The organism is Nocardia sp. NPDC050630 (assembly GCF_044457245.1).
GTDB lineage: Bacteria > Actinomycetota > Actinomycetes > Mycobacteriales > Mycobacteriaceae > Nocardia.
In genome coordinates, this window is the sequence record NZ_JBITGN010000003.1 from 316528 (window position 1) to 328947 (window position 12420).

Below are 12420 nucleotides of genomic sequence, written 5' to 3' on the forward strand. Positions count from 1 at the left end.
CAGCGCTTCGGCACATCGGGGGGAACCCTGAAACTATGCTGATCCTTTTGGACCAATCGGTCTCTTGGTTATTTGTCGCAGGGCGGACGGTAGGGGAGTTGCGTGGGGTTCGCGCCGAGGACGGCACGATAGCCGCTTGGCCGTGCGATCGTTGATCGCACGGCCGTCCTGGTAGCGGATCACAGGAAGATCCGGTCTCCTGTCACCGCGTCAGCGGCGGTGACCTCGGGTGTGTCGGCAGTGAGGGTCACATAGGACTGGATGGTGAGCGGTCCGCCGCAGTTCTTGACCAGTAGGTGATAGTCGTGGCTGACCAGATAGCCGGTGCCGCCGAGAGACAAGTCCTTGGTGCCCACTTCGATCGGCTTGATCTCGCCGGGGCTGATCGACATGTCGAGGCTGACTCCCGCGTAGATCTTCGGGCCGATGCTGGCATCGAAGTTCGGTGACGTCGAATCGCCACTGCCGCTGACCCCGATGCTGAATCCGGCGTCGAAGCCGATGCCGGCCTGGATATCGACCGTGAGATCGAGATCGACCGCACAGGCGATCAGGTAGCCCGCCTTCATGGTGCCCGGCACATTCGCTGGGATGATGCCGTAGAAGGTGTTGTCCAGAAAGACCTCTCGGTTGGTCGGCATTCCATTGAGCGGGGGGACCGGGCGGAACTGTTCGTCCATATGGCCGACGGTGAGCTCGAATCCATTTGGGCCCGAGTAGTTCTTCTCGTGCGGCGCCATCCCCTGCGCGGCGGCGGACGGCGCGCCCGCCACGGCGATTCCGACCGAGGTGGCGGCGATGAGCAGTATCGACTTGATGTTCATGATTCCTCCCCGAACCTGTGCTCGGCCCCCTGCGGCGCGAGTCCCGGTGTTGAGTGGGACGTTTCCGACCCGAAAGAAACGTATGGCGCGGGGCGGCGAACTGCCTAAGCCATTGATCGGTATTCGATCTGAAAAGCACTGGTAGACATGCCTTGGCGCAGCTATCCGGTCCGGCGGTGCCCGAGTCGGCAGCGGATCCGTCGGTTGCCCGCTCTTTTCGTCGCAAGATGCCTGAGATCGATATAAGAACGGCAGTTCAGCGTGGCTTTCTTGTCCGGACCGGACAGGCGTGCTGCCCGGCAACGGCGAGGGCGCCTTCGGGCCGGCTATCGACTACTCCGCCTGATCGACCGCCAGGGGCTGCGCCGGCCGGGCAGGGGCTTGGCCGTGCGCCCGTTAGTTCGTCGTGGGTGGCCAGGCGGTGGGGTCGTTGACGTAGCGGCCGCAGGCGCAGTCGAGGGCTTCTGCTGGTGTGCCCGCAGGCCAGTCCGCTCGACCACGTGCGGGACCAGGCGCCAGCATCGCGGTGACCGCGACATCGTCGGATCGGACTGCCGTTGCGCTCCCCAGACCGCTTAGTCCGCGAATACACCGACGTCGGCGCGCGCGGTGGTGACTGTAGCCACGGCCGCCGCCCGAGCGTCCTCAATGGTTCGACGGCCGAGCCCGCACGCGGTTGCTACCCCATGCGCGGTGCGGCCCGAAGCCTGTTCGAACAGTGTCAGCGCGCGGATGCTGTCGTCGACATCGTCGGGAGAAACGACACCGGCGATCAATTGCCAGCCGGGATCCAGTCGCTGCAGCGGGCGGTAGAAGGCCGGATCCAACGGTGCCGGATCCGCACCGTAGGCACAGGGAACATGCACGACCGGCAGGGGCACTGCGCGTTTGCGCAGCAGCGGGGAGAGGTGGCCGAGCAGGTGTACCGCTGGCGCCAGGCTGCGGGGGGTCAGCAGGTTCTTGTGCTTGTGGTCGCCGTAGCACAGATGCAGGGTTGTCGCTGCGCCGATCTCGTGGGTGCGGACGAGGAATCCGCCGAGCTGGCGTGCCAGCAGCGGTCCCAGTGCCCACTGCGCTCGTAGTCGCTCGGCCTTGACCATGCCCAGGGTGGCGATCGGTGATTCCACCTGCCACACAACGCGATCGCCGTAGCGAGCGGTCACCTCGGACATCTCCTGCAGCACGGCGTCGGTGAATACGGGCAGATGCCGCAGCGCCGTGACGAGTACACCGAGGTTGCGGACTGCGGGCCCCATGGGCAGACCGGGCGAGACCGCCGCGCCGGCGAAAACGAAGAGGGCCAGATCCAATGGGTTGGGCTGGCTGATCTGTACCCGCTTGTCCGCCAGCTCCGGACGGCTGCGCTGTAGCGACTCGAACTCCGAGACGATCGCAGTGATCCGCTCGACGCGCCCCATCGCCACGTCGCGTGGTTCAAGGACGTGACCGGCCCGCACACCGTAGCTGCGCATATCGCTGTAGTCGGCGTAGTCGCCCGCGCGGATGACGTCGAAGGCGTCACGCCCTTCGAGAGCACGCAGGTAGGCGACGACCCAGCCCGAATCGAGATCGCGCGGCACCGCAGTAAGTGGCCAGCCGTCACTCTGGTCGGCGAACCATTGCATGACGTCGCGATCGCTGGTCATCAGGGCCTCGGGCAGGCTACCGACGAAATGTGCGTATCTGGTCATGGCGGCTCCGTTTCGATCGACCGCAGGCAGCTGACGGGCAATTCTCCGACGACGAAACCCTTTGGCGCACTGCGTGAAGGATGCGCATCATATATCCGGCCCGCATGCGGTCGACTCACCGCTGACGGGAAGCCGAAGCGTGCAGATCGGGCGGTCCGAAGCGCCGGTTCAACCGGTATGAACCAGACAGTGCTGGAACCACACAGACTTCGAGGTAAGGACCGCATCGTCCAGCCCTTGATCGGAGTCGGGCCCTCAGCGCGGAAACTGGACTCGGGCAAGTCCTGCTCTAATGACAGATATCGCCTGTATGCGACAGATGAGATCTGTCGGCACACAACGGTGAAGATCAGGGTGATTCCCGATGGTCGGGTGTCGGTGGGCCGTGCCAGTATCGAAGGCATGTACCCGTCCGTGCCCGCGTTCGATGCTGCTCGGGGGGCCGATCCCCGGGGGTTCGGCGCCGCGCCCGGGTTCACGCCCGGCTCCGGCCGCTTCGGTGCCGCGCCGGCGCTTGCGCCCACGCCGCCCTATCCGCGGATGGTGCGGCGTTCGGGTGGCCGGATCGTGGGCGGTGTGGCTGGCGGTGTCGCCGACCATCTCGGGCTCGATGTGTTCAAGGTGCGGATGGCATTCGTATTGCTGTCCGCGCTGGCGGGGGCGGGGATCGTCGCCTACGGCATGCTGTGGATCTTCACTCCCGGCGGCCACGATGCGCTGAAGCCGACCGGTAAGGAGCGCCGGCAGGCGATCGGGTTGGCTCTGCTCGGGATCGGGCTCGCGGTCGGGGTTTCGTGGTTGTTCAGCGGTACCGCGGCGAAGGTGATCGTGCCGATCGTCGTGGTGGCGGTGGGTGCGGCCCTGGTGTGGCGTGAATACGACACCGACGGCCCGCGGTCGCTGCTCGGCCTGCCCGCGCGTCCCTCGGTGGTGACCTGGTCGCGCATCGTCGCCGGGATCACCATGATCGTGCTCGGACTCGGCGTGGTGGTGCTGGCCAGGATCGATCTGAGCTCGCTCGGCTCCGCGCTGATCGCGGTGGCGGTCACATTGATCGGCGCCGGTCTGCTGACGGTGCCGCTGTGGCTGCGCATGATGCGCGCGCTGAATGCCGAGCGCGCGGCCCGTATTCGCAATGAGGAACGTGAGGAAATCGCGTCCCACCTGCATGATTCGGTGCTGCAGACCTTGGCGCTCATCCAGCGTCAGGCCGACGACCCGCAGGAAGTGGTCCGGCTGGCGCGCAGTCAGGAGCGGGAACTGCGCCGCTGGCTCTTCGAAGATTCCGGGCCCGCACAGTCGAGCCTGGCGGTGGCGCTGCGCACGATCGCGGGCGAGGTCGAGGATCAGCACGGGGTGAAAGTGACTCCGGTCACCGTTGGCGATGTGACGATGGACGGCGCCGACAGCGGATCTGGTCTGCCGAAGGAGCATTTCACCGCTTTGCTCGGCGCGAGCCGGGAGGCGCTGGTGAATGCCGCCAAACATGCGGGGGTTCCGGAGATCGATCTGTTCGCCGAGGCAGAACCGCATCAGGTGAGCATTTTCGTGCGCGATCGCGGCACCGGATTCGATATCGCGGCGGTGCCGCAGGATCGGCGAGGCGTCGCGAAATCCATTCGCGCCAGAATCGAGCGGCGCGGCGGTCAGGTGGAGATCCTGTCCACTCCTGGTCGGGGCACCGAGGTGCGGATCATCATGCCGCGCACCGATGCCGGTGATCAGGATCGAGCCGAGGACGCGCCGGTCGGCGACGAACCGGACGAGGTGCGACAAACGGTTCGCAACCGCCGATGATCGTGCCGTCGAGCAGGGGTGTTCCGTGCGGCCGCCGGGTTGCGGCTCGGCCGTGAGCCGATGGTGTCGCGTAGCAGGAACTCGTGACTTTCGTTCGAACATCGCGGCACCGCCGGAATGAGTCCGGTCCGGGCAGCGCCTTCGAGGCGTCGCTGGCGATGAGTGGTATGGATGACGACGGATCCGGCGGCGGTTGTGGTACCGATGAAGTGCGGACGGCCTGCGGGCCGCCCGTGCGTCAGGGTGGATCGATCCACCGAGGGTGAGGAGAAGTAGGTGGCCGTGCGGGTCTTTCTCGTCGATGATCACGCCGTATTCCGTTCGGGTGTGCGGGCCGAATTGAGCCGGGAGACCGATATGGAGGTTGTCGGGGAGGCCGGGGGCGTGGCCGAGGCGGTCGCCGGAATCAATGCCGCGCGTCCGGATGTTGTGCTGCTCGATGTGCATATGCCCGACGGCGGCGGGGTCGCGGTGCTGTCCGGCATCAATGACGGTCCGGTATGCCTGGCATTGAGTGTCTCCGACGCCGCCGAGGATGTGATCGCGGTGATCCGTGCGGGTGCGCGCGGCTATGTGACCAAGACGATCTCGGGATCCGAACTGGCCGATGGTATTCGACGGGTCGCCGGTGGCGATGCGGTGTTCAGTCCGCGGCTGGCCGGTTTCGTACTCGACTCGTTCACCGGCAAATCGCCGGTGCCGGAGCCGCCACTGGATCCCGAACTGGATTCGCTCACCCCGCGCGAACTGGAGGTGCTGCGGCTGCTCGCCCGCGGCTACACCTATCGGGAAATCGCGGAGAAACTCTATATTTCGGTGAAAACCGTCGAAACCCACGCCTCCAACGTGCTTCGCAAGACCCAGCAGTCCAACCGCAACGCACTCACCCGCTGGGCCCACCGGCGCCGCATCGACTGACTTTACGCATTCTGGCGCGCCGCGTACGAATTCGCTTGCCGCGCATGGTTTCACCCGGCAAGTTGATGCGAGCCAGGCCATTTCGTCGGCTGCGCGGTGCAATTTGTGGGCGCGGTGCCATTTCGTGCGTACCGCAAGGTTGCGTACTCGAAGCGTGCGCGCTTTGCAATCATGCGGCAGCTGAAAAGCTGTGGCGCAGCGGATTACATCATCGCGATGATGATGGCGATGATAAGGACCAGGCCGATCAGCAGGCCGATGGCGATGGCGAGTGGGGCATTGCTCGTTTCCTTCGACTTCGCCTTCGGGCGCTGGGGTGCCGCGGCCGCTGGGGCCGAGGTGTTGCTGCGGTGCGGGCGCGGCAGCGGTGTGGAGTGCGGGCTACGCAGGCCCGATGCCGAATTGCGGGCGGCCCATGCCGGAATGGTGCCGTCCTCCGTGCGCACCGGGGCGCCGAGGATATACGGTCCGGTACCGGGACCGAATGCGGCGGTGAGGATTTCGTCGCGAGCCTCGGCCATGGTCGGCCTGCGCTGCGGGGCCGGCTCCATCATGTGCAGCAACGCGTTGGTGAGCATGCCGCTGCGGCTGGGCGGGATGATCTGGGCCATCGCCGCGCGATAGACCACGGCATCGGTGTCGTCGTCCATACCGAACGGCGGTTGCCCCTCGATCGCGGTGTAGAGCGTGGCGCCGAGGGAGAACACATCGCTTGCCGTGGTCGGCTGCGCGCCGCGCGCCACCTCAGGGGGCAGATAGGCGGGGGTGCCGGTGATCACGCCGTCCGGTTCGTCGGAGCTGTCGGTCGCACCGCGCGAGATACCGAAGTCGCTGAGCTTGGCCATGCCGACGACGGGTCCACGGTCGGCGACGAGAATATTGCCGGGTTTGATATCGCGGTGCACGATGCCCGCGGCGTGCGCGGCCGCCAACGCATCGGCGACCTGCGCCCCGATCTGCGCCACCTCGATCGGCGGCAGCGCATTCACCAGCGCCAATGCCCTTGCGACACTGCGTGATGGCAGATGTTCCATCACCAGCCATGGCTCACCGGCCTCGAGCACCACGTCGTAGACGGCGATGGCGTGCTCATGCGAGAGCTTGGCCGCGACCCGGCCCTCGTGCATGATCTGGTTGCGGATCTCATTGGCCTGCGCCTCCGGGAGTCCGGCGGTGGAGAGCACCTGTTTGATCGCGACGTCCCGGTTGAGCAGGCGATCGTGTGCGAGCCATACCGCGCCCATACCGCCGCCGCCCAGTTTCGACTGCAGACGGTAGCGGCCGGCAACCAGATAATCGGGGCCGACAATGGGACGAGCGCGTTCGGTCACGGTGCGAGGGTAGCGGAAAACGCGGCCAGCTGGCCTGATTCGCACCGTGCCGGTTATTGCGTCAGCAGGCGATCCGGGTGCATACCGTCCACCATGCCGATGAATGGCGGATGGATGCTGTAGCCGAGCATGCGCCGGATTTCGGGCGAGACCGTGCGCACCGTATCGCGGTCGGTCGAGAGAGTGAACGCCTCCTGGGTGCGCAGCCACGGCTCGCAGTACTGTGCGGTGGCGGCCAATCGCGAGTTCGCGGAGCGGTTCGCGCCACCGCCGTGCCAGAGCGTGCCGAGGAAGAAGACACACGATCCGGCGGGCATGACCCCGGGCACCCGCATATCGTCCTGCTGTGGCGTTCGACCGTCCGGCCAGCGATGACTTCCCGGGATGAGCATTGTCGCGCCGTTCTCGGCGGTGAATTCGTCGATCGCCCAGATGGTGGCTGCCGACAATGCCTTTCGTGGTCGCGGCACCGGATAGAAGCCGTCGTCGGGATGCAGGAGCTGGGCATTCTCGCCGGGGGCGATATTGATTATCTGCAACTGCGACAGCAGATATCCGGGTAGCAGAAGTCGATCCAAGAGGGCGAGTACGCGGGGATGCTCGACCAGCCGGTCGACCATGCGCGTCTTGCCGAGCACGCTGTAGAGCCGCTGAGTCCGGCGGCCCTCGAACGCATTTCGCCCGTTCGGGCCGAGCAGGGGCAGGAGTTCTTTGCGAAGTGCCGCGCACTGTGCCGAGTCGAGCAGGCCCTCGAGAATCACGTAGCCGTCCCGATCGAGAGCGGCGAGGTCGGCGTCCACCTGCGCGGCGGGGACATCGCGTGCCTCGTGGACTGTTCGATGGGTTCGGGACAGATCGCCCGCGAGGTCCTCGAGCCGTTCGACCTCCGGTTGTGCATTGCTCATTGTTCTTCCTTTCCCGCGCCGGTTGCCCCGGCCACGAATTCCCATACCTGGTCGGCGACGACGGCGCGGTCCGGACGCGGACTGCGAGTCAGCGCCACCGCAACGGCCATGTGCACTCCACCGAGGACGGCCGCCACGAGCAATTCGGGATCGCGGTCCGCGGGCACCATGCCCTGGCGCTGGCCCTGCGCCATATTCCGGATGCCGACCTCGATCGCCTGCTGCAACCGTTGCCGTTCCACGCCCGCCGCCTCGGCGTCGCCGAATCGTCCGAGCGCGACGGGGGCGAGTGGGTCGTCGTAGAGGAAGTTCACCCAGGCCACCACGCGCGCGTGTTCGCGTTCGCGCCAATCCTTTCCGGCGAATTCCGCATAGGTGACCGTTTCGCCGAGTCGGTCGTAAAAGTCGGTGATTACGGCGGTAAGCAGTCCGCTGCGCGAGCCGAAGTACCGGTAGGGCAGCCCGACGCTGACACCGGCGCGGCGGGCGACGGCGGCCACCTCGAGTTCGCCGGTTTCGCTCAGCTCCGCATGCGCCGCCTCCAGTAGTCGTCTGCGTGCTGTCGCGCCGCGCCCGGTCCATTCCTGGTCGGTCATGACTCCGCCTCACTGACGCTTGCCTCCGTCATGACCGACATGTCGGCTGTGCTGGTGTTCGCTCGCTCATGGCGCCGATCTTAAGTTGAGTTCAACTCAAAAAACAATGGCAGGTTGCGAAGTGATCGCGGTCAGGGCGCGTACTTGACGGAAGTCGGGGGTGGGTTTCTACTGAGCGAGTATCGAACGTATATTCGATAGTGATCGATAGCTGGATCGGTGCTGAACTCTTGTTAGTGGGGGTTCGGGCCGCGCCTTCGCCTCGGGTCCATCGGTGGAAGTAGGTGGTTGTGATGGGTTCGGATGAGGATTCAGGGGCGGGGAGACGGCGGGACAGGATGCCGCCGAGGGATAAACCGACACTGGATGAGCTGCGTCGACGGATGGCGGCGATACCCGGGCGCGGGGAAGCGGCGGCCGAGCGGCTTCCACGCGCCGCCGAATTGCGCAGGGAAGCGCTCGCGGTGCCACCAGCCCTTGCCGAACTGTTGCCTGATGGCGGCCTGGTCAAGGGGTCGGTAGTGGCCTATTCGGGTGCGAGTTCGCTGCTGGCCGGTCTGCTCGCCGCGGTGACCGAGGGCGGCGGGCATGCCGCGGTGGTCGGGATGCCGCGGCTCGGGCTGCTCGCCGCGGTCGAGATGGGCGCGCAGTTGCAGCGCCTCGCCGTCGTCGCCGATCCCGGGCCGGATCCGGTGGAGGTGGCCGCGGTATTGCTCGACGGCCTCGATCTGGTCGTGCTCGGCCTCGCCGGCGCTACCGTCGCCCCGTCCCGCACCCGAGTCATCGCCGCCCGCGCACGCAGCAAAGGGGCCACCCTGGTGGTTACCGACGGACGCTGGCCAAATCCGTCCCTGCGCGTGGATACCCGCATCGCCGGATACGGCGGCCTCGGCGCGGGCCGGGGTCGCCTGCGCTCACTCCGCTTGGAGGTCGCGGTCCGCGGCAAAGCGGGCACACCCTGCCACGGCCGAATCGAACTGCGTCCCAGTGCGAGCCGACTGGAATGGGTAGGGGTGGAAACAGTCGCCGCGGCAGATGAAGCGACTGTCGAGGCCCACGGTGCAGCGTCATGATTCGAACCTCGGTAACCGTCGCGCCATGAGTTCTCCTGCGCGAAACGGCCTTTCCAGCGATTCGGGGTCCCGACTCGGCGGCAAAGCCGAGGCAAGCGAGGTGACGTGCGGTGCACGAGCATGATTCGGGCGCAGTGCCCCTCGCTGCCGTAAGCAACGGCGGTCAGAGGGCAATGGCCGACTATCGCCTTGACAGCGGTCAGGGGATAACGGCCGACCGTCACATTGGCCCTAGATCTGGACTGTGCGGCATCCTAGGCGGGCTGTGTGCACATCGGTGCCCAGGTACGCACACCAGGATCGGCCGCCCCTCACCCGATGTGCGGGCTCGCGCGACGGCATCAGTGTGTCGCGCGAAAACCCATGCGGCCGACCAGGACATGCCGCTCGGCTGCGAGGTTCGTTTGGGCACCCTGTCTTGCGACCGGGCACACCGGACAGCGGATGCCCCGTCGCTACACGGGGTGCCCGGAGGGGTGGGGTGGTGATCCGGCCGAGTCGGGTGGGTGGGGTGCGGGTGCTGGCGCTGTGGTGTCCGGACTGGTCGGCGGTGACGGCGGCGGCGGTGGCGCGGGTGCCTGCGACGCGGCCGGTGGCGGTGCTGTTCGCCAATAAGGTGGTGGAGTGTTCGGCCATTGCCAGGGCCGAGGGGGTGCGGCGTGGGCTGACCAAGCGGGAGGCGCAGGCGCGGTGTCCGAATGTGTATATCGCACAGGTGGATCCGGATCGGGATGCGCGCTTGTTCGAGCCGGTGGTGGCGGCCATCGATGCGACGGTGCCGGGAGTCGAGGTGCTGCGTCCGGGACTGTTGGTGCTCGGTGCGCGGGGTGCGGCACGGTTTTTCGGGTCCGAGGAGGCGGCGGCCGAACGGCTCGTCGACGCGGCCGCCGCGGTGGGGGTGGAGGCGCAGATCGGTATTGCCGACGAGTTGTCCACAGCGGTGATCGCGGCGCGTTTCACCGCGATCGTGCCGCCCGGCGGCGGTGCGCGATTTCTGGCGCCGCTGCCGGTGCGTGAACTCGCGCTGGAACCGAGTCTGTCCGCACCGGAACGCAGTGATCTGGTGGATCTGTTGCACCGCTTGGGATTACGGCGGATCGGTGATTTCGCCGCGCTGACTCCGATCGAGGTCACCTCGCGCTTCGGCGCCGATGCCGTACTGGCGCATCGCTGTGCCAGGGCCGTGCCGGAGCGTCCGCCGTCCGCGCGTCGTCCGCCGAAAGATCTGACGGTGCAGTATCGCTGCGATCCGCCGATTGATCGCGTCGATGCCGCGGCCTTCGCGGGACGCATGCTCGCCACCCAGTTGCACGAGGCGCTGTCCAAAGCCTCGATGGCCTGCACCCGATTGTCGGTATTCGCTGAAACCGAGGCAGGCGAACAGCTTTCGCGAATCTGGCGGTGCGCCGAACCGCTGACCCCGGAGGGCACCGCGGATCGAGTGCGCTGGCAGTTGGACGGCTGGCTCACCCGCCGCGACCGGCCCACCGCACCGATCACGCTATTGCGCCTGAAGCCCGTCGAAGTCGTTGCGGCGAGCGCACTTCAGCTCGGTCTGTGGGGTGGAGTCGGCGAGCATGACGAGCGGGCCCGCCGCGCCCTGATCCGGGTGCAGGGGCTGCTCGGTGGCGAGGCGGTCCGGATCGGCGTGCTCAGCGGTGGCCGAGGACCCGCCGAACGCATCACCATGGTCGCCCTCGGTGACGAGCCGATTCCGGCCGCCGACCCGGCGCTGCCATGGCCCGGCCGACTGCCCCATCCCGCACCCGCGGTGATCCTGGTGAACCGTTCGGTTGTGCATCTGGAGGCCGCCGACGCAACGCCGGTGCAGGTCACCGACCGTGGCCTTTTCACCGCCGACCCGGCCCTGCTGCGGTGGGGCAGCAAGCAGTGGCCGCTGGCGGGCTGGGCTGGTCCGTGGCCGGTTGACGAACACTGGTGGACCCCGGAATCCGCCACCCTCTGCGCCGGAATCGCCGCCCGTATCCAGGTGCAACTTGCCGGTGAACCGGCCGATGTCCGTGTTCTGCTGCTCATCTACAACGAGCAGACCTGGCGCGTCGAGGGGCTTTACGACTGACTATGTGCGCGACCACACCAGCGCCAGCGTGAATGGATGTCCGCGCAGCTGCGCCCATTTCGGCTTGGCCGCGATCCAGTCGTCATCCACCAGCGCCTCGGCCATCTCGGTGAGCATCCAGCCAGCCGCCGATGCCGCCGAAACCTGTTCGCTGATCAAATGCAGATGCGTGCTGATCGCGACCGGCTCGCCGGACGGCGGGGTGTAGTGCGTCGGCATGCCGGTCACCATCATGAACTGCGGGTGATAGCTGACCGTGACACAAGTGCCGCCGGGCGCGGCCAGCCGCCAGGCTTCGGCGTAGAAGGGCGTCAGATCGTCCAAGTGCTCGTCGATCAGTGAGGAGATCACCAAATCATAAGCACCACTTGGCAACCCGGTGTCGCGCGCGTCCGCCTCGGCGAGTGTGGTGTGTGCTCCGCGCGCACGTGCTCGCGCCAGCATCCCAGCGCTCACGTCGACGCCATCGATATGGCGAATTCCCTTCTCCCGCAACCAAGCTCCAGTCCGCCCCGTCCCGCAGCCGAGATCCGCGGCGCGTTGTACCCCACCCCAGTCCGGTTGCCGCAGCCGATTCAGCAGCCCGAGATCCATCTCGTCCATGACCGTCTGCTCATATGTCGGCGCCCACCCGTCGTACCCGGCGGCGACATCAACGGTGCGATAGTTGCGGCGATCGAAGTCGGCGAAGGAGGGCATGGCCGAAGTATTGCCGCGATACGTCGACATCCGCCAGACCTTTTCCGCCACCACATCCTGCGGCGGCTTCGAATGTCGAGCAATCGAGATGCCAGGACCATGCGGCCGTGGTGACTACCCCGAGCGGCGAGTTCGCGGCCTGTCTGGTGTCCGAGTCGTCGAAGCGCGTGCGCCCGTAGGTGCGGGTCTCGCCCTTCCCGCATGCGTGCACGGGTGCTGAACGCCCCGCCATGAGCGACTCCAATGGAGCGAGTTTTACCAGCGACCGTTCGCGGCCCGTCTCGCGTCGGAGCCGTCGTAGCGCATGCGCCCGCAAGGCGCGGGACTCACCCTTCCCGCATGCGCGCACCAAGTGCCGAACAACCCGCCACCCCCAACCACAATGGAGCGAGTTTTACGAGCGACCGTTCGCGGCCCGTCTCGCGTCCGAGTCGTCGAAGCGCATGCGACGAAGTCGCGAGTCTCGACGGCTCGGACGCGGGGGCCCACGGGGGGGGGGGGGCCCG

General features: G+C 66.9%; 10 protein-coding genes. 4 read left to right on the plus strand and 6 right to left on the minus strand.

All coding sequences use genetic code 11. From position 1 onward, the window contains the following. Positions 1–179: 179 nt before the first annotated feature. Both ACIBG0_RS11635 and ACIBG0_RS11640 read right to left on the minus strand, forming a co-directional pair. The gene (locus ACIBG0_RS11635; protein ID WP_397031636.1) at positions 180–824 is read right to left on the minus strand and encodes an MspA family porin; all 645 of its coding nucleotides are present in this window, start codon (positions 822–824) and stop codon (positions 180–182) included. A gap of 575 nt (positions 825–1399) precedes the next feature. After that, positions 1400–2515 carry a hypothetical protein gene (locus ACIBG0_RS11640; protein WP_397031638.1) on the minus strand — a complete coding sequence of 372 codons (1116 nt, stop codon included), beginning with the start codon at positions 2513–2515 and terminating at the stop codon, positions 1400–1402. A gap of 402 nt (positions 2516–2917) precedes the next feature. Between ACIBG0_RS11640 and ACIBG0_RS11645 the strand changes: the two genes are divergently transcribed. Continuing rightward, on the plus strand, positions 2918–4312 hold the full coding sequence (locus ACIBG0_RS11645; protein ID WP_397031992.1) for a PspC domain-containing protein: 1395 nt from the start codon (positions 2918–2920) through the stop codon (positions 4310–4312). Between the two features lie 282 nt (positions 4313–4594). Then, complete coding sequence (locus ACIBG0_RS11650) at positions 4595–5230, plus strand: response regulator (protein WP_397031993.1); 636 nt, start codon at positions 4595–4597, stop codon at positions 5228–5230. A gap of 203 nt (positions 5231–5433) precedes the next feature. Here the strand turns inward: ACIBG0_RS11650 and ACIBG0_RS11655 are convergent, their stop codons facing one another. The 3 genes from ACIBG0_RS11655 to ACIBG0_RS11665 are packed head-to-tail and all read right to left on the minus strand — an operon-like array spanning position 5434 to position 8062. Continuing rightward, positions 5434–6561 carry a serine/threonine-protein kinase gene (locus ACIBG0_RS11655; RefSeq protein WP_397031640.1) on the minus strand — a complete coding sequence of 376 codons (1128 nt, stop codon included), beginning with the start codon at positions 6559–6561 and terminating at the stop codon, positions 5434–5436. A 53-nt stretch (positions 6562–6614) separates the two neighbouring features. Beyond that, positions 6615–7466 carry a phytanoyl-CoA dioxygenase family protein gene (locus ACIBG0_RS11660; RefSeq protein ID WP_397031642.1) on the minus strand — a complete coding sequence of 284 codons (852 nt, stop codon included), beginning with the start codon at positions 7464–7466 and terminating at the stop codon, positions 6615–6617. After that, complete coding sequence (locus ACIBG0_RS11665; RefSeq protein WP_397031644.1) at positions 7463–8062, minus strand: TetR/AcrR family transcriptional regulator; 600 nt, start codon at positions 8060–8062, stop codon at positions 7463–7465. Before ACIBG0_RS11665 ends, ACIBG0_RS11660 begins: the two co-directional genes overlap by 4 nt. 338 nt (positions 8063–8400) lie before the next feature. Here ACIBG0_RS11665 and ACIBG0_RS11670 point away from each other — a divergent pair, with 338 nt between their 5' ends. Both ACIBG0_RS11670 and ACIBG0_RS11675 read left to right on the plus strand, forming a co-directional pair. Beyond that, entirely contained in the window at positions 8401–9135 is a 735-nt protein-coding gene (locus tag ACIBG0_RS11670) for a hypothetical protein (protein WP_397031646.1), read from the plus strand. Positions 9136–9619: 484 nt separating this feature from the next. Then, positions 9620–11215 carry a DNA polymerase Y family protein gene (locus ACIBG0_RS11675; protein WP_397031648.1) on the plus strand — a complete coding sequence of 532 codons (1596 nt, stop codon included), beginning with the start codon at positions 9620–9622 and terminating at the stop codon, positions 11213–11215. Here the strand turns inward: ACIBG0_RS11675 and ACIBG0_RS11680 are convergent, their stop codons facing one another. Then, entirely contained in the window at positions 11216–11944 is a 729-nt protein-coding gene (locus tag ACIBG0_RS11680; protein WP_397031650.1) for a class I SAM-dependent DNA methyltransferase, read from the minus strand. Positions 11945–12420: the final 476 nt, after the last annotated feature.